13 protein-coding genes are annotated in these 17,973 nt (G+C 51.1%); 5 read left to right on the forward strand and 8 right to left on the reverse strand.

The features are described 5' to 3' along the window. Positions 1 to 115 precede the first annotated feature (115 nt). A complete protein-coding gene (locus ACUN27_RS04210; RefSeq protein ID WP_445558423.1) occupies positions 116 to 1,315 on the forward strand; it encodes a YCF48-related protein in 1,200 nt (399 codons plus the stop codon). Between the two features lie 152 nt (positions 1,316 to 1,467). Further along, the gene (locus ACUN27_RS04215) at positions 1,468 to 2,469 is read left to right on the forward strand and encodes an NlpC/P60 family protein (protein WP_445558424.1); all 1,002 of its coding nucleotides are present in this window, start codon (positions 1,468 to 1,470) and stop codon (positions 2,467 to 2,469) included. On the opposite strand, the gene ACUN27_RS04220 is transcribed toward ACUN27_RS04215, so the two are convergent. From ACUN27_RS04220 to ACUN27_RS04240, 5 genes are all read right to left on the reverse strand, one after another. Then, positions 2,466 to 3,194: a polysaccharide deacetylase family protein gene (locus ACUN27_RS04220; protein WP_326061615.1), complete on the reverse strand. Its 729-nt coding sequence runs from the start codon at positions 3,192 to 3,194 to the stop codon at positions 2,466 to 2,468. The two genes, ACUN27_RS04215 and ACUN27_RS04220, sit on opposite strands and share 4 nt — an antisense overlap. 56 nt (positions 3,195 to 3,250) lie before the next feature. Further along, on the reverse strand, positions 3,251 to 3,751 hold the full coding sequence (locus tag ACUN27_RS04225) for a hypothetical protein (RefSeq protein ID WP_445558425.1): 501 nt from the start codon (positions 3,749 to 3,751) through the stop codon (positions 3,251 to 3,253). 24 nt (positions 3,752 to 3,775) lie between these two features. Then, positions 3,776 to 4,957 carry an MGDG synthase family glycosyltransferase gene (locus tag ACUN27_RS04230; protein WP_445558426.1) on the reverse strand — a complete coding sequence of 394 codons (1,182 nt, stop codon included), beginning with the start codon at positions 4,955 to 4,957 and terminating at the stop codon, positions 3,776 to 3,778. A gap of 76 nt (positions 4,958 to 5,033) precedes the next feature. Further along, a complete protein-coding gene (locus ACUN27_RS04235) occupies positions 5,034 to 5,612 on the reverse strand; it encodes a thymidine kinase (protein ID WP_445558427.1) in 579 nt (192 codons plus the stop codon). Positions 5,613 to 5,658: 46 nt separating this feature from the next. Further along, positions 5,659 to 6,636, reverse strand: a complete 978-nt coding sequence (locus ACUN27_RS04240) for an HD domain-containing protein (protein WP_445558428.1) — start codon at positions 6,634 to 6,636, stop codon at positions 5,659 to 5,661. A gap of 492 nt (positions 6,637 to 7,128) precedes the next feature. On the opposite strand from ACUN27_RS04240, the gene gltB reads away from it, so the two are divergent. Then, positions 7,129 to 11,721 carry a glutamate synthase large subunit gene (gene gltB / locus ACUN27_RS04245; protein ID WP_315953110.1) on the forward strand — a complete coding sequence of 1,531 codons (4,593 nt, stop codon included), beginning with the start codon at positions 7,129 to 7,131 and terminating at the stop codon, positions 11,719 to 11,721. Positions 11,722 to 11,789: 68 nt separating this feature from the next. Continuing rightward, positions 11,790 to 13,274, forward strand: a complete 1,485-nt coding sequence (locus ACUN27_RS04250) for a glutamate synthase subunit beta (protein WP_315953111.1) — start codon at positions 11,790 to 11,792, stop codon at positions 13,272 to 13,274. Positions 13,275 to 13,916: 642 nt separating this feature from the next. Here the strand turns inward: ACUN27_RS04250 and ACUN27_RS04255 are convergent. Further along, a complete protein-coding gene (locus tag ACUN27_RS04255) occupies positions 13,917 to 15,194 on the reverse strand; it encodes an MFS transporter (RefSeq protein WP_445558429.1) in 1,278 nt (425 codons plus the stop codon). 153 nt (positions 15,195 to 15,347) lie between these two features. Here ACUN27_RS04255 and ACUN27_RS04260 point away from each other — a divergent pair, with 153 nt between their 5' ends. Further along, on the forward strand, positions 15,348 to 15,818 hold the full coding sequence (locus ACUN27_RS04260; protein WP_445558430.1) for a hypothetical protein: 471 nt from the start codon (positions 15,348 to 15,350) through the stop codon (positions 15,816 to 15,818). Positions 15,819 to 15,980: 162 nt separating this feature from the next. On the opposite strand, the gene ACUN27_RS04265 is transcribed toward ACUN27_RS04260, so the two are convergent. Both ACUN27_RS04265 and ACUN27_RS04270 read right to left on the reverse strand, forming a co-directional pair. Further along, the gene (locus tag ACUN27_RS04265; RefSeq protein WP_315953742.1) at positions 15,981 to 16,673 is read right to left on the reverse strand and encodes a response regulator transcription factor; all 693 of its coding nucleotides are present in this window, start codon (positions 16,671 to 16,673) and stop codon (positions 15,981 to 15,983) included. 82 nt (positions 16,674 to 16,755) lie between these two features. Then, entirely contained in the window at positions 16,756 to 17,964 is a 1,209-nt protein-coding gene (locus ACUN27_RS04270; protein WP_315953743.1) for a sensor histidine kinase, read from the reverse strand. Positions 17,965 to 17,973: the final 9 nt, after the last annotated feature.

Consider the following 17,973-nt stretch of genomic DNA (forward strand, 5'->3'; position numbering starts at 1 on the left):
AAATTTGGGTATAAAATTGGGTGTAGGCAGGATGTTCCCGTACTCAACTTTTTTAGAAAAAATTACGTCTATAGGGAAGAATGGCGCAGTACAAGAAGTGAAAGGAGTGATTTGGATGTTGAAAAAATATGTACCTATATTGGCGTTAGCTGCTATGACGCTTGCCGGATGCGAGTCGTCCGGAACGACGAACGGGGCTGTGAGCGTGTCCGATTCACCTCAGCCGACAGCGACTACAAGTTCACAACCAACCGTACAACCAACGGATCAAACGGCAACTCCCTCTGGCACACCCGTCTCCGGAACCAGTGATAAACCATCGAAAGTTGCTATGACGGGAGTGACGGCTGTTCGCTTGGCGGATGCCAAATCCGGATGGATTGGCGGTCACGGGTGGATTGCTCATACGGATGACAGCGGTGCTAAGTGGCAGGTTCAATATGAGGGCAAAGGCGATGTCAAACAATTGTTTGCTTTGAATGGAAAAGAAGCTTGGGCGAGTGTCGGGAAGGAAGGCAGCTTGCTGAGCACCAAGGACGGAGGCCAACATTGGGCATCTGTCGGTCAAATGCCGAACGCCGCCTTCTTTCATTTTGTATCGAAAAGGGAAGCGTTCAGCGGGAATGCTCACACCGTGGATGGCGGCGTGAAGTGGACGAATATGCCTGTACCTGACGGTATTACAGGAGATGCTTATTTCCATGATGCGAGTAACGGGTGGGCCGTCAAGCAAGGAAAAGACACAGTGGAAGTGATGAGAACCCAGGATGGAGGCAAAACGTGGAACAGCGTAATGTCCCGCAAAAGTGCCGCGGGCCTCACTGGCACTGTGATTCGTTCCGCCGGAGCGAACGATGCCTGGATTGAGCTGATCGGGGAGTCAGGGATGACCCAAACCTCGTATTCCTTGTTCCACACGAAGGACGGCGGGAAGACCTGGCAGACGGTGCTCGCGAACAGCACCGCTGGAGGCGGGCCGGCCCCCGGCATCCCTGCAGGTGATACCGCAGGCCCGAAGAACACGGGCTCGAAGCCCGGGCCGCTCTACGTCGTAAGTCCCGACGTAGCCTTCATGGGCGGCCAATGCCCGAGCTGCGACAAGCCGAACTCCGTCGGATGGACGAAGGACGGCGGCAAAACCTGGGTGAACGGCAAAGAGACGTTCACCGGCTACGGCGAGCTTCTGCTGGGCATGGCAGATGCGAATCAAGGCTGGCTGATCACGAATGACAATGAGCAGCCGAGCGTGATGTACACCACCGGCACAGGTGGTGTGAACTGGACGAAGGCGCATACCTTCGATGCACCGAAATAACAAAAAAAAAAGCCTTACCGGAAGCTGATGGCTAACGGTAAGGCTTTTTCTCATCCATGAAATTCCAACGGTTACGACCCCCTAACCACGGAAGTGGTGGTAGAATGGTATGTATAGACTTGCTATATCTGCACATACACAGGAGGTCAGACATGCTAGCCCCTAAATATACGATTTCTACGCTAGTCATCGCACTTGCCGTACTTATTGGTTTTACTGTGAAAAATCCGGAAAACATGGCGCTGAACGCGGCATTGACGAATACGAACGATCATCAAACCATACCAACAGAACCGGCACCACCAGCACTTCCAGCTGAATCGGCAACCCCGGAACCAACCCCCTCAGCAGTACCTATAACAAAAAGTACGGTAGAGACAGCACCTTCCACGTCATCCCCGGCTCGGACAGCGAAGCCAATAGCGAAACCTTCAGCGACGCCCAAAGCAGCAGCCCCAAGCTTATCGCCACCTGTGATACTGCCTGGGACTGGTGAAGAAGAGACTCCCACGGCAGCGGCTCCAGCTACAACGACAGAGGTACAAGAGAACTTGGCACCACCACAGGCAAGCCAGGCACCAGCTGTGGTCATTTCTGCGACGCCTTCTATAAATAAGCCTGCGTTAGAGCAGGTTCGAGAGGGAGATGACCCCGTTCCGGGTGTGAAGAAGGTGAATCTCGCCTCCGCTGAGATTGTGAAAATCAAAGAACAATACGAACAAAAGGCGACTTCCGATAGTAAGGATGAAATGTGGAAACGTAAAGCTGACCCTCTCATTATCAAAGGAATGAGCTTCCTTGGTACCCCTTACGTATTCGGAGCGAAGGGAGGTCAAACCGATGCATTCGACTGTTCTTCCTTTCTCCAATACCTGTTTGCGACCCAAGAGGTAAACTTGCCTCGCGATACAGGTCAGCAAAGTGAACGAGGGACCGAGGTGTCCATGAACGAATTGCGCGAGGGTGATCTCGTGTTTTTCACGACTCCCAAGCGCAAAAACAAAGAAGGTACCGAACAGATCGGCCATGTGGCGGTCTATATGGGTAACGGACTTATCCTGCATACCTTCCGTACAGGCATCGGCGTAACGATCTCGGAGCTTGATGCTGTTTGGAAAGATCGCTTTGTTAAGGCCAAGCGTGTGCTGTCTTAATGAATTTTCGCGGGGATGGCCTTGTTATAGCCAAGAAGCTCCGATACGGTGATTAACTTGTATCCCCTGTTTTTTAATTCAGGCAAAATAATCTTCAAGGCGGCGATGGTTTGCGTCGGGCCTTCAATATAGTCATGGAACAAAACGATGTTCCCATTTTTTGCATTTTTCAGCACTGTGTTCACAATGCGATTGACCCCCGGTGTATCCCAATCCTTCGTATCCAGCTGCCAGCTCCACATGATCATTTTGTAGCCCTCATCTTTGACAACGGACACAAGTCGTTCGTTGTAGAAGCCCCCAGGCGGACGGAACAATTGTGACCGCTGCCCTGTTTTTCCAACAATCAGATCCTCCGTCGTATTCAGCTCTTTCTTGATATTGGTATTCCGCCCGATGTAGGCATGGCTGTATGTATGATTAGCAATCTCATGACCTTCTCGAGCTGTTTGTTCCAGCACATCGGGATAGAGCTGAATTTTGTTGCCGACGACGAAAAAGGTTGCCTTCGCGTCATACTGCTTAAGCAGTTCTAGAACTTGCGCCGTATACTTGGGATGCGGACCGTCATCGAAAGTAAGAGCGATCACTTTCTCATCCGTATTCACTTCCCAGACAATTTCTCCACGGTTTTCATAGTAGCTACGGTCTTTCTTAGGGGCGGCGCTGGCTGCTACTGGCTGCATCAAAAACAAGCAAATACACAAAGCTGCAATGATTCTCATGATGTCTCCTTCGTTGATTTGGTACAAGTAGCGTTTCCAATTCTCCTGAAAGGAATTCAAGATTTCGGCGGTTCACTTCCGTTGCCATTCCCATTTCCGTTTCCGTTTGTAGTTCCATTCCCATTGAAGAAGGTAGTCGTAAGCGCCTTGATTTTTTCCATAAATTTACCATACCCATAACCGGTCAAAAAAGCGATAGAAATGCGTGCCGACATGGAATCGCCGACCTGCAGCAGCATAATGCCGCTCTCGAACAAGACGATGGTGATGATCGCTGAACCGAAACAGAGGATAGGCCTCATGAAATACCAGTACATCCACTGCGAAGTCAAGTCATGATAATGTTCGTGGAACATCCTCAGGCCGTACAAGGCCCCGCCCAATGCGCCGGCAAAGCCAAAACAGGCATACTCATGATACCGGCTTACGTCAATGCCTAATAGTTTCCCCTGAACGGACCCGCTGCCGAGTACGGCCATCATCCAGAGACTGCCGATGAACCATGCGAGCAAATAAACAAAGATAGCCTGCTTGCCGAATCGTTTCAAGGGGTCCAAAAAAAATCACCGCCCTATACATGGTTAATACCATTGTATGAGCGGTGTTGTTGTTGATGCCTGCCGATAGGGACGTTGATCGGATAACTTTAAATACTGAATGATCGCTCTGGAGCAATCTTGGGCGCCGAATTTCTGATGCTTGCGGATCGTGATGCGGCGTTTCGAAAGCTCGGGATACTGCTCCAGCAACAGCTTGAACCAGTGATCGACCATTTCGAGAGATGTAATCATTTGACCGTAACCTTGATCCTGAAAATATTGGCAATTCATTTCTTCCTGTCCGGGAATGGGGCTGTAGAACAGCATCGGAATGCCTTTGGCCATAGCTTCGGTACAGGTCATCCCACCAGGTTTGGTGATCAATAGGTCCGAAATGTCCATTAGTTTATTAATCTCATTGGTGTACCCAATCAGATGGATGTTCGGCTGCCGGAAAATCTCTTCCTCTAACAGCTGCTGGCGTGCTTTCTCGTTCGTCCCGAGACAGATGAGAAGCTGTATATCCTTGCTCCAGCCGGCTAAATACGTTAACAATTCTTCTTTTTCTTCCTTCTTAAAAACACCCCAACCGCCGCCCATTACCATCACTGTAGGCATGGCGTTAAGCCCGAACTGTTTGCGGGTCTGCACTTTGCTATGCTCGAGATGGAAGTCAGGGTGGACGGGGATGCCTGTAACTTCGATGTTCGTCTCCGGTACGCCGCGGGCGATGAGACGCTCTTGCACCTTCGGCGTCGAAACCAGGTATTTGTCTACGGCAGAGTCAATCCATGCACCGTGGACATCGTAATCGGTAATCACGGTGAACAAAGGCACCGTAAGTCCGGCGCGTTTCAATCGTGAAACGATCGCGCTTGGAAAAGGGTGCGTACACACGATAATATCCGGCTTGAGCTGTTTGATAATCGCTTTGGTTTGGGAATAAAACATCCGGTGCAGGAAGAGTCCTGCAAAGCGGCCCAGTGACTTTTCATATTGATTGCGGTAAAGCATACCATAGAGTTTGGGTTGTGAAGTAACCGTGCGGCGGTATGCCGAGAAGATCCAAGGTGCAAGGGTAGGGTGCAAAAATGCGCCGAGCTCAAGAACGCGTGTAATAATTTCCGATGAGTTTTGTCTCAGCTCAACGGAAAGTGCGTGTGCAGCTTGTGTATGACCTTTCCCGAAGCCCTCAGATAAGAGCAAAATCCGTTTTTTTCGCAAGGAACTCACCTTTCTTTGACAACCATATCAATCTTATTCATAGATTAGACGTAATTTGCGGGGAAATCCCTACAAGTTAACAGTTAAGCGTTGCTTTCAGCTTCGATGCGTAGCATTTGCGGCAGACAGGGACATAACTTTCATTGCCGCCGATTTGAATCTGCTCACCGTGGAAGATAGGCTCTCCATCCTTGCAGCGCATGTTCATGATCGCTTTCTTGTCGCAATACCAGCAGACCGTTTTAATTTCCTCAATCGTATCCGCCGCCGCAATCAGTGCCATGCTTCCTTCAAAGAGTTGCCCCATGAAGTCCGCCCGCAAGCCATATGCGATAACAGGGATGTTCAAGTCATCAACAATCGTGATCAATTGCGCGACCTGTCCTTTGGTTAAGAATTGCGCCTCGTCCACAAGGATACAGTTAGGAGACTCTATTTGCGCCAGTTCAACCATGTCCAAAGTATCGTCTACCACAATGGCATTTTTTTGCATGCCGATTCGGGATACGACCTTGCCAACACCAAAACGGTCATCAACGACGGATGTCAGGAGGAGCGCTTTTTTACCTTGTTCTTCATAATTATGCGCAACGCGCAGTACTTCAATGGATTTGCCGCTGTTCATCGTACCATAACGGAAATATAATTTTGCCAAGCTGGGCCAGTCCCCTCTGAAGATCTAGGATCGAATGGATGTATGACTATATGTTAAAAAAATAAGTAGCTGAAAGAGATTGAAGCTCTTCTAATTTCACGGCGGCCTGGAAACTTGTTTCCGAAGCCGGTTTGTCGCCGATCAGCGGCTGTTTCTTGTATATTTTACGAATATTGACTTCAATACTGCCCTTCACCGGCTCTTCCGTAATCTGAATGCGATGGGGTTCGTACATTAAAACATGCATCGTGTCCTTAGCCACCGGGTTTGCACTTTGCAGCAGCTCCTGAATGAGCTCATGATCCAAAAGGGATGGAAGCTTTTCTTTCATACCCGGGTTCGTTTCGCAGTGATGAGCCACCGCTTTGGCGAGCAGCGCATCCATGGCAAGGAAGGGAGGGCTAAGGAAAATACGGTGGTCCTCCACGACCGCATGAATAAGCGCAGCTGCCGTTTCTTCATCTGTTTCTATATAATTGCCGCGAAGGCGCAGCTTACGGACGAGATCGGAAGGCGGCATGAGCTGCAGCCCGGCATAATGCGTATCCCGCAAAAAACTGTCCAGATGATCAAGGCCCATCAAGGAAGTTTTGTTCGTTAAAGGGCTGTCCTGATTCAAAATGGATACAATCGCTGCTGGAGAGATGCCATGCTCAGTCAGGATGTCGGCAACGAGTCCGTTCAGGATCAGTCGCTCTGTATGTTGATGGTGGTCATAACCGAGTGTTCGTTCCACCGCATGCGAAAAGGGCAAATGGCCGATGTCATGCAAAAGTGCAGCTATGCGAAGCAAGGGCTCGTCCGGGCAAAAATGGGCCATCAAGGACCACACACCAACAGTGTGCTCGAACCGTGAATGGGTCATTGGCGAAAAAAGCGCGGAAGCTCCGAAGTGATGCAAAAACTTCAAACGGCGTACCGGCTGCGATCGGAAAAGCTGGACTTCAACCGGATGGGCTGGTATATGCCACTTATAAAGGGGCTCCCAAATCATCCCAGTCGAAAAAGTATGCTGTAGACTCAAAGCAGCGTTCCTCCTAGGCTGTGGAATCTGGATGTATATTTCATTTCAGCGCATTAGCTATCATAGCATGAAACATAGAAAGTTCGCTATCATGAGCGTATGAAAAGGCAGCGTAAAACATGCACAACAAGCTGTGGATGCTTCTTTCATGCGGGGCTGGCAGCGGCAGCTGCACTTGTTAATTATGGGCGGAATCGCGGTTTAAGTTGAAGTTCCTCCATTGAAAAATAAAGCGGATAGCGATACTTGGCCGCCACTTCCTTTTTTTAGGACTATCTTATAAAAATATTAAAATGAAAACCTTTACAATTAGATTGAACTATACTATTTCTGGTGTTAATATAATATAAAAAATATTGAGACTATTTCACCAATTTGTACTATTCAATATATTTGAGTGAAATAGGCGTCACCATGATTCGACAATTTAATACTTTAAAGCGTACATTGGACAAAGTGTGTCCAAAAACCAGAAAAGAAAGGTTGCACAACATGACCAAAAACGGGTTACCTCCCAAGCAAGGATTGTACGATCCTCAGTTCGAGCGTGATGCCTGCGGTATCGGCTTTGTAGCCAATATTAAAGGTGTTAAATCGCATGAAATCGTCAAGCAAGCGCTTCGTGTACTTTGCAATTTAGATCATCGCGGTGGTCAAGGCAGTGAGCAGAACACAGGCGACGGAGCGGGAATTTTGATGCAAATTCCGGACGCGTATCTCCAAATTGCTTGTGCGGAGGAAAACATCAAGCTTCCTGCAGCAGGTCACTATGGTGTAGGTATGGTCTATTTGCCTCAAGATCTGGAGGCGCGCCAAGCATGCGAGAAAATCATTGAGCGCATTGTTAGCGAGGAAGGTCAGCAATTCTTAGGTTGGCGAACTGTTCCTACAGATAACAGCTCACTTGGAGAATCCGCACAGTCGGCAGAACCTTTCGTACGCCAGGTATTTATTGGAGAAAGTTCGGATGTGGCGAGCAATCTCGATTTTGAACGGAAGCTGTACGTCATACGTAAACTTTCTGAAAACGCTATCAAGTCGTCGATTCAGGATTCGCAATTTTACTATTCTAGCTTGTCTAGCCGAACAATCGTTTATAAAGGGATGTTGACGCCTAAGCAAGTCGACGCTTACTACATGGAGCTGCAGGACGAGAAGGTGGAGACCGCGCTTGCGCTCGTTCACTCCCGGTTCAGTACGAACACATTCCCAAGCTGGGAGCGTGCGCATCCCTACCGCTATCTGATTCATAACGGTGAGATCAACACGCTGCGTGGAAATGTGAACTGGATGTATGCACGTCAGGCGATGTGCGATTCGGAACTGTTTGGCGAAGATTTCAAACGCATTCTTCCTATTATTGATACCGACGGATCGGATTCGCAAATGTTTGATAATACGCTTGAGTTCCTCATGCTTTCAGGACGTTCGCTGCCGCATGCGGCGATGATGATGGTGCCTGAGCCGTGGTCCAAACATGAGTCGATGGATGACGCCAAAAAAGCGTTCTACGAGTACCACAGCACACTCATGGAGCCGTGGGACGGACCGGCAGCAATTGCCTTCACGGATGGCAGTCAGATTGGCGCTATCCTTGACCGTAATGGTTTGCGTCCATCGCGTTACTATGTCACTACGGATGATCTCATCGTTCTGGCCTCAGAAGTTGGCGTTTTGGACATTGAGCCTGAGCGGATTTTGTACAAAGATCGCCTTAGACCGGGTCGCATGCTGCTGGTTGATACCGTATCAGGCCGCATTGTAGCCGACGAAGAAATTAAAAGCGGCATTGCCGGCGAGCAGCCTTATCGTGACTGGTTGAATGAACATCTTGTTTCATTGGAGGACTTGGATGATGCGCCTATCGTGCTTGGTTCCGATCATGACACGGTCTTGCAGCGTCAGCAAGCTTTTGGCTACACATTTGAGCAACTGCGTAAAATTCTTGAGCCTATGGCCAAAACAGGCGTAGACCCTATCGGATCTATGGGTACGGATGCTCCGCTTGCCGTGTTGTCCGATCGGCCGCAACTGCTATACAACTACTTTAAACAATTGTTCGCACAGGTCACGAATCCGCCGATCGATGCCAATTTCGAAGAAATCATCACAGCGCAGGGCACAACGATCGGGCCAGAGCGCAATCTCATAAGCCCTGAGCCGGCGAGCTGCCGTCAAATTCGGTTGAAAACGCCGTTCCTCTCCAATGAAGAATTGGCGAAGCTGCGTCATATTCAGCGTGACGGCTTTAAGACGGTAACACTTCCTACCTTGTTCGAGGCTGCTCAAGGCACGGCTGGCTTGGAAAGCGCGATGCAAGCCCTTTATGCTGCTGCGGACGGGGCGATCCAAGATGGCGCTTCCTTGTTAATTCTTTCGGATCGCGGCGTGGACGGGCAAAAGGCGCCGATCCCAGCACTGCTGGCAACATCAGGACTGCATCACCATCTGATTCGCCAAGGGACTCGGACCAAAGTCAGCTTGCTTGTCGAGTCGGGCGAACCGCGCGAAGTGCATCATTTTGCTTTGCTGCTTGGCTATGGCGCAGGTGCGATCAATCCGTATTTGGCTTTGGAAACGTTAGATGACATGATCAGACGCAATCAGCTTGTCGGCATTGATCATGATAAAGCAACTTATAACTACATCAAGGCAGTGACCAAAGGCGTCGTGAAGGTTTTGGCGAAAATGGGCATCTCCACGATTCAAAGTTATCGTGGGGCGCAAATTTTCGAAGCGATCGGCCTCAGCCAAGAGCTGGTTGATGCATATTTCACTTGGACCTATACGCCGGTTGGCGGTGTAGGAATCGATGTTGTGGCTAAGGAAGCGGTGCTTCGCCACCAGCGTGCTTTCTCTGAGCAGGAGGGGCGCGATAAGGTGCTCGATACCGGCGGTGATTTGCAGTGGCGCCGGGACGGGGAAGACCACCTGTACACACCGGAAACCGTGCATGCTCTTCAATCGGCGGTTCGCACGAACAATTACGCCCAGTATAAGAACTTTGCGAAGCTCATCAAACGCGAAGATGAGAAATATATGGCTTTGCGCGGACTGCTGACCTTCAAAGCAGGCCGCGGGCCGATCCCGATCGAAGAGGTGGAGCCGATCGAGTCGATTTTTAAGCGCTTCAAGACGGGAGCCATGTCCTACGGCTCCATCTCCAAAGAAGCGCATGAGACGATCGCGATCGCGATGAACCGCATCGGCGGCAAGAGCAACACCGGCGAGGGCGGCGAGCATCCGGAGCGCTTCACGCCGGATGCGAACGGCGACTTGCGCCGCAGCGCGATCAAGCAGGTGGCGTCCGGCCGCTTCGGCGTCACAAGCCATTATCTCGTCAATGCCGACGAGATTCAGATCAAGATGGCGCAGGGCGCGAAGCCCGGCGAGGGCGGCCAGCTCCCGGGCACCAAGGTGTATCCTTGGGTGGCCGAGGTTCGCGGGGTTACGCCAGGCGTAGGTTTGATTTCGCCACCGCCGCATCACGATATTTATTCGATCGAGGATCTCGCAGAGCTGATCCACGATCTCAAGAATGCCAACCCGCGTGCACGTATCAGCGTTAAGCTGGTATCCGAAGTTGGGGTTGGCACCATCGCTGCCGGCGTAGCCAAAGGGAAAGCGGACGTCGTCCTTATCTCCGGCTACGACGGAGGAACGGGCGCGTCACCGCAGACGAGTATCCGTCACGCGGGACTGCCTTGGGAGCTCGGTCTTGCGGAAACGCATCAGACACTCGTTCTCAATGACCTGCGCAGCCGTATCACCGTCGAGACGGACGGCAAGCTGATGACAGGGCGCGACGTGGTCGTAGCTGCGCTGCTCGGTGCCGAGGAGTTCGGCTTCGCGACGACTCCGCTTATTACAATTGGCTGCGTGATGATGCGCGTGTGCCATCTGGATACTTGTCCGGTTGGAGTGGCTACGCAAAATCCGGAGCTGCGCAAGAAATTTGCCGGCGATCCGCAGCATGTGGTGAATTTCATGACCTTCATCGCGCAGGATGTGCGTGAGCTGATGGCCGAGCTTGGCTTCCGAACCATTGAGGAAATGGTTGGACGTACCGATGTGCTTGAGTCCAAGCAAGCTGTGGCGCACTGGAAAGCCAAAGGCGTTGATTTATCGCCGCTTCTGCATCAGCCGAATGTCGGCGAAAATGTGGGCCGATTCTGCCAAATGCCGCAGGATCACGGATTGGATCGCTCTTTGGACGTTACGAAGCTGCTTGAGATCTGCGAACCTGCGATTGAGCGTAAGGAACATGTGCATGCGAGCATGGACATCGCCAATACGAATCGCGTTGTCGGCACGATTGTCGGCAGTGAAGTCACTCGCCGCCATGGCGTAGAGGGCTTGCCTCACGACACGATTCGCCTTCACTTTAACGGCTCGGCCGGCCAGAGCTTCGGCGCTTTCGTGCCGAAGGGGGTTACGCTCTCGTTGGAAGGCGATGCCAACGATTACGTGGGGAAAGGGTTATCCGGTGGTAAACTGGTCATTTTCCCGCCTTCCCAATCTGCTTTTGTCCCGGAAGAGAATGTAATTATTGGAAACACAGCTTTCTATGGGGCTACCGATGGTGATGCGTACATTCGAGGTATTGCCGGCGAGCGCTTCTGTGTAAGAAACAGCGGTGTGCGGGCAGTTGTCGAAGGCGTAGGCGATCATGGCTGTGAATATATGACAGGCGGACGTGTTGTTGTGTTAGGATCGACCGGTCGTAACTTTGCGGCAGGGATGTCCGGCGGAATTGCTTACGTGCTGGATGAGAATGGCGATTTTGCCGACAAGGTTAACAAAGAGATGATCCATCTCGAGCAGGTTGAAGAAGCTTTTGAAATGAACGAACTGAGAACGATGATTCAGCATCATGCGACATTTACGGATAGCAGCGTTGCCCACCGCGTCATACAGCACTGGGATGAATACGTTTGGAAGTTCGTGAAGGTGATACCGAAGGACTACAAGCGGATGTTTGATGCCATCGAGAAGGTGAAACGATCCGGACTTGGCCAGCAAGAGGCCATCATGGTTGCTTTCGAGGCAAATATGCGGGATGTTTCCCGTGTCGGTGGAAACTAACGAATCGGAGCAGAGGCTTACGACGTAAGTTTTGCTAAAGCAAAACTCTTAGGAGGGACTAAACGTTCATGGGTAAACCAACGGGTTTTATAGAACATCGCCGAGAAGTGGCCACCGAAGCCGCTCCGCTGGTCCGTATTGGCCATTGGAAAGAGTTCGCGACACCGCTGACGGATGATAAATTGCAGACGCAAGGTTCAAGATGTATGGATTGCGGCATTCCGTTTTGCCACACGGGAGCTTTGATCAGCGGCATGGCTGCCGGCTGCCCGGTTAATAATCTCATTCCGGAGTGGAATGATCTCGTGTATCGTGGACAATGGCGGGAAGCGCTCGATCGTCTGCACAAGACGAACAACTTCCCGGAATTCACGGGACGTGTGTGCCCTGCGCCATGTGAGGGTTCCTGTACAGTGGGGCTCAAGGACACGCCGGTTACGATCAAAAGCATCGAGAAAGCCATTATTGATAAAGGCTTCGCAGAAGGCTGGATCAGGCCGGAGCCGCCTGAAGTGCGCACAGGCAAAAAGGTTGCCGTCGTAGGCTCGGGTCCATCCGGGCTCGCTGCCGCAGCGCAGCTGAACAAAGCCGGACACTGGGTGACGGTGTTCGAGCGCGCGGACCGTGTGGGCGGACTGCTGATGTACGGCATCCCGAACATGAAGCTGGACAAAAAGTACGTCCAGCGCCGTGTGGACCTGCTTGAAGCAGAGGGGGTCACGTTCATCACCTCCGCCCACGTCGGTGTGAACTATCCGATCGAGAAGCTTCAAGAGGAGTTCGATGCCATCGTGTTGTGCGGCGGCGCCACCAAGGGCCGCGACCTTCCGATTGAAGGCCGCGAGCTTGGCGGCATCCACCTGGCGATGGAATTCCTCAGCAAGAACACGAAAAGCTTGCTGGATTCCGAACATGCCGACGGTGAATTTATTTCCGCGGAAGGCAAAGACGTTATCGTGATCGGCGGCGGCGATACGGGGACGGACTGTGTGGGCACTTCTTTGCGCCACAAGTGCAAAAGCGTGACACAGTTCGAGATCATGCCGAAGTCCCCGGAGACGCGTCCGGCGAACAATCCTTGGCCAGAGTGGCCGAAGGTCCTCAAAGTGGACTACGGTCAACAAGAGGCTGCTGCGGTTCAAGGCGAAGACCCGCGCCAGTACTTAATCAACACGAAGAAGTTCGTGGGGGATGAGCACGGCAACTTGAAAGAGCTGCACACGGTGCTGATCGAGTGGCAAAAGAACGAGAAGGGCGCGTTCGTCCCTGTGGAAGTGCCCGGCAGCGAGAAGGTGTATCCAGCGCAGCTGGTCCTGATCGCGATGGGTTTCACAGGACCGGAGAACACGGTGCTGGATCAGCTTGGCGTCGCCAAAGACGAGCGCTCCAATGCGAAAGCGGAGTATGGCAAGTTTGCGACGAGCGTGGAAGGCGTTTTTGCCGCTGGTGACATGCGACGCGGTCAAAGTCTTGTTGTCTGGGCGATCAATGAGGGGCGTGCGGTGGCACGTGAGGTTGATCGTTATTTGATGGGTTCGTCGAATTTACCATAGGATGGAAAATAGGAAAGGAAGGTCCCTTGGTTTAGGGCCTTCCTTTTTGTATGTTGAGCTGAGCACTCCATCCCTTGAAGGGTGTGCTGCTATCGATTGGCGGTTCCTCTCTGGCAGGGGGGGAACTACAGGGTGCTATTTCATCAAAATAGGCTCTATTTCGCGTGTAGGGGAACTGTGGGCCGCTATTTGTCCGTCTTCTTAAAGAAAACGGGGTTAGGCGGTCAAATAACGCCCTGTAGTTCCGCCTGAACGCGGAAACGGGCGGAATTTGATGGAATAGCGGCCAGTAGATCCTCAAATTTGTATCGTTGTCTACTTTGACGTTAGTATGAGGCTCCCCTCCGCAAAGTGTCTCAGTAACGCTGAATTTTTAGCGGCGCTGGTGTTCTCCACCTCAAAAATTCGCTCCAACCAGGCTCTTAACAAGCATTGGCTCGTACCGGGCAACTCCTCTAACGGACTGGGGCGACCTTATTTACCGTATTTTGGCCGGATACAAGTTCTAACGGACCCAGGAGACGCTAACAGCCTTGAAATTACTTAATACTGCTCTAAAGTTCACAGTTAACGCCCACCCAGTCCGTTAGTTCCAAATAGGCTGCCGAATTTCTAAAATAACGGATTCTGAGTCCGAATCGTCTACTGAAACCGCCGAATAGCCGGCACACAAAGCACACTGGCGACAATGGCCAGGCCGATCGAAGCAAATATCGTGATGGTGATCACGCCTCCAATTTGATCAGCAATCCAGCCGACAAGGAAATAGCTCAGCGGCAGTAAGGCGAAAGAGCCTAACAAATCCAAACTGACCACCCGCCCGAAAGCTTCGGGGGGCACTAGCTCCTGAAGGCTGGTCTCCCAGATGAGACCGAAGATCATCAGCCCGAAGCCTTCGACGGCCATGAGCAGCGAGAGCGCAATAGGTGACGTTATGAAAGTCATCGTCAGCAGTGCAACGCCACTTAAGATCACTGCGCCATAGGCGATTATGCCCCGGTGATGCCACTGCCTTTTAGACCCAAAGAGAAGTGCTGCTGCAATAGCTCCAACTCCGGAGCATGTGATGCCTATCCCATACGCGAGTGGATCGAGCCCAAGATGAACCTTGAACAACCATGGGATGAGAATGACAATGATGCCCGTATAGCAAATATTAATGAAACAAAAGGCGAGGATCGTGATCCAGAGCCAGGGATGACCTTTGAGGATGGTGATACCTTCAAGGAATTCGCGCTTCCAAGTGAAGGTAGAATTGCTTGTTGAAGTTTCCGGCTTATTTTGATGCGAAATTAGCGATTTTTTTACTAATACCAGCAGACACAGATAGGAAATTAGGTAGGTCAGCGCGTCCAGGCCGAACCCGTAACTGGCGGACATGGAGGAAACGATAAGCCCGCCTAGGACAGGTCCAATGAGTCTGACCCCTTGATTGCTCACTTGTGTCAGCGCATTGGCGGCATTGCGAATGTCTGGCGTGAAGACGGTCGCGCGTACGGCGGAATATGCAGGTTGAAAAAGCCCTTCCATAAGGCCATAAAGGCTTACCAAGCCAAAAAGCATAGGGACGGACAAGACGTCTGAGAAAATAAGTACGGCTATAGCCAACATGACGATGAAGCGGACGATATCGGAAAGCATCATAATTCTCACGCGATCATAACGGTCGACAATCCATCCCGAAAGGGGGAGCATGAGGACATAAGGCAGCATGTAGGCGCTCATGACCAAGCCCATCATCGTCGTTGACCCCGTGAGCGAATAAACGACCATCGGTAAAATAACGGTTGTAACGGAACCGCCAAGCATAGAAATGAGTTGACTTAGCCATAAATAAGGAAAGGAGCGCGATTGGATAAAAGGAAGTAGGAAGGAGTCCAGAACGCGTGGTTTCTTTTTGAGTGGTGCATCAATGTGCATAGGAACATGCCCCTTCTGTTAATTTCTTAGGTTGAGTAGATTGCAGACAATCAAAAAGGTGAACAATTCGTGAGCATCATGTACAATAGAGGGAACAGGTTAACGTCGGACGAGCACGGACGCCTAGAATCGAACCGGAATTGGAGGAAGCACATGAAGAAAGAGGATCTCATAAAGGCGGCAGAACTTTATGCGCTTCTGGCCGAGAATGGCGAGGGCACTCTCGATTTTGATGCGGATGAACCTATAGGAACGCAGCATGTGATTGATCTTCAAAAAGCAGTCTTGCTGCTCTCCCGGCAGGTTGCCGATCTTCAATCTCAGCTTCATGAGCACCTTGAGCTCCATAACAAGCAGCAGGAACAGCTGCTTCGGCAAATGAATCACCAAATGGAACATAAGCTTTATGAGCAGATCATTCACCGGGTTGCCGGAAGACAGGACGTCTCGGTGGAGGAGGAACGGACACAGCTGCAGAACATTGAAGCAACGCCGTCAACAGCATTGGCTCTAATTTCGGAAGAGCAGCCACCGGTGGAGCAGCAGCCTACTTATTCTCGTGTGAAAAGTTACCGGAAAATCCGCAAGAGAAAAAAGGGATTTCTGGAGAGGCTTTTTGAATAGTGAAAAGCGGTTTGTGGACCGCTTATGAATCAGTCGGTTGCGGTGCTCGCGGTTAGCTCGAACGACGAATCTCAGCAACCGGTCCCGCTGGTCCCGCTCCAAACAAACACAACAGCGATACAAGATCTACTCTTGTATCGCTGTTGTTCGCTTTTAAGCGGCCTAAATCATACCTTCCTCATGCGCCTTTTTAGAAGCCTGCACGCGATCTCGCACGTCCATTTTGGAGTAGATGCTGGAAATGTAATTTTTCACTGTACCTTCGGACAGGAAAAGCTTCTCGGCAATCTCCCGGTTGTTCAGCCCGTCAGCGATGCAGTGCAGCACCTGCACTTCGCGCTCGCTCAGTCCGTAAGCGTCAGTGCGAGCCGGCTCCTCTCTGGCCGGTCTTGAAACCTCCGTATCACGAACGGTTGGCTCGGCAGCGCCTTTGGCTTGCTGGACGAGCATTCTCGCGATATCCTGCGGGATGAGGGTGCCGCCTTGATGCACCCATTTGATGCCGGCGGCCAAATCCTTCGGATGAATGGCCTTGAGCAGATAGCCTTCAGCTCCCGCTCCCAAGGCGTCAACGACATAGGAGATCTCCTGGAAGGTGGTCAGGATAATGACACGGATTTGCGGCCATGTCTCCTTAATTTTGCGTGTCGCTTCGACTCCATCCATGACGGGCATATGAATATCCATCAGGACAACATCAGGCTGATGCTCTTCGCACTGCTGGATGGCGATATGGCCATTCTCGGCTAAGCCTACGACTTCAATGTCCGGGTCCATGCCCAGCACAATGTGAAGGCTTTCTCGTATTAAATCCTGGTCGTCGACCAGGAGCAGTTTCAGTGGGGCAGGGTTCATACGGGACTCCTCCTAGCTTAACTTGCTTGTGTGTTGTTAGGCATATTGTATCATTCACGGCTAGCAGCTTGGAAGAAAGCTTTTAAAAAGAAGACAAACGCTTAGCAGGAATGAAACATTCGACAACGGTTCCCTGACCGACGGTTGAACTTACCTGTAACGTTCCTTGCAGCGCAAAGATCCGTTCCTGCATGGCATTAATCCCGAAACCGACTTTGAGCTGCTCGGTGCCGACGCCATCATCTTCAATGCGGATACCGACCCCATCATCCACATAGTTGAGCTTGATTTCGACCGTAGTTGCGCGGCCATGCCGTTTGGCATTGGTTAAGGACTCCTGCAAGCAGCGAATGAGCGAGAGCTTGGTTTGTTTCGGAATCTCAAATTCCTCCCCGATAGTCGTGAACCGGATCTGGGTGCCGGTATGGAGGGCAAACTCGTTAGCCAGCCTCGTTAATTGCTGCGAGAGCAGCATATCGCCTTCTTTGGGCACCATTTGATGAATGCTGCGCCGCACTTCTTCCAATCCGTTGCGGGTTACGCCCCGCAGGACGTCCAGCTTTTCTTTGGCTTTATCAGGCGCAGCCTCTATTAAATAGGAAACAGCGTCCATGCCCATGATGACGGAAGTAAAGGTGTGCCCGACGGTATCGTGCAGCTCCCGAGCCATCCGATTGCGTTCCTCCAGCAGGGTCAACTGCTCGATTTGGTTGGCGTACTGCTCTAAGGCATTATTTTGCTCATGAATAAGATAGTATTGTCGTTGATTTTCCGCTAAAAGCTTTTCCGTTTTTTCGTTAGAAGTTACAACTCTCTGCAAGCTAAGGCCGATCGCGAAAAACAACACCGCATTCAGGATGATGCTGAACAGCTCGCTAACACCCATACCCATATCCCGATGAAGGATCAGGAAATAGGCAACAGGCATCGCGACAAGCGAGATTGGAGCGGCCCACCAAGCGTTTTTTCGATCGGTAAGGAATCCAATGACCATTAATGGGCAATTAATAGTAAGGTAGGCATCTTCTTGCATCCATGATAGATAGATTTGTAGAGGAATACCTGTGAGGATTACGGAAATCGGGTACAGTGTTGTGTTAATGTAGGTAGGCCTCCAAAATAAAAAAGGAATACCATAGGATAGAAGCAGGGCAAATATGGTTAAAAAGATATTACCGTGCTCGTTTTCGTTCATATGGAGCAGCGCGTAAAGCAGGCCTAGCAGTACAGAGCCGGTCAAAACGATAAATAAGGACCACTCCACGCCATGCCACTGTCTTCTTTGAATCATAGAGGAACT

It is taken from the genome of Paenibacillus sp. WC2504 (assembly GCF_052682475.1).

Coding starts and splice junctions, on each gene's coding strand:
- ACUN27_RS04270 (WP_315953743.1), bottom strand. CDS start 17,964: ATGATTCAAAGAAGACAGTGGCATGGCGTGGAGTGGTCCTTATTTATC.
- ACUN27_RS04215 (WP_445558424.1), top strand. CDS start 1,468: ATGCTAGCCCCTAAATATACGATTTCTACGCTAGTCATCGCACTTGCC.
- ACUN27_RS04265 (WP_315953742.1), bottom strand. CDS start 16,673: ATGAACCCTGCCCCACTGAAACTGCTCCTGGTCGACGACCAGGATTTA.
- ACUN27_RS04260 (WP_445558430.1), top strand. CDS start 15,348: ATGAAGAAAGAGGATCTCATAAAGGCGGCAGAACTTTATGCGCTTCTG.
- ACUN27_RS04210 (WP_445558423.1), top strand. CDS start 116: ATGTTGAAAAAATATGTACCTATATTGGCGTTAGCTGCTATGACGCTT.
- ACUN27_RS04220 (WP_326061615.1), bottom strand. CDS start 3,194: ATGAGAATCATTGCAGCTTTGTGTATTTGCTTGTTTTTGATGCAGCCA.
- ACUN27_RS04250 (WP_315953111.1), top strand. CDS start 11,790: ATGGGTAAACCAACGGGTTTTATAGAACATCGCCGAGAAGTGGCCACC.
- gltB (WP_315953110.1), top strand. CDS start 7,129: ATGACCAAAAACGGGTTACCTCCCAAGCAAGGATTGTACGATCCTCAG.
- ACUN27_RS04255 (WP_445558429.1), bottom strand. CDS start 15,194: ATGCACATTGATGCACCACTCAAAAAGAAACCACGCGTTCTGGACTCC.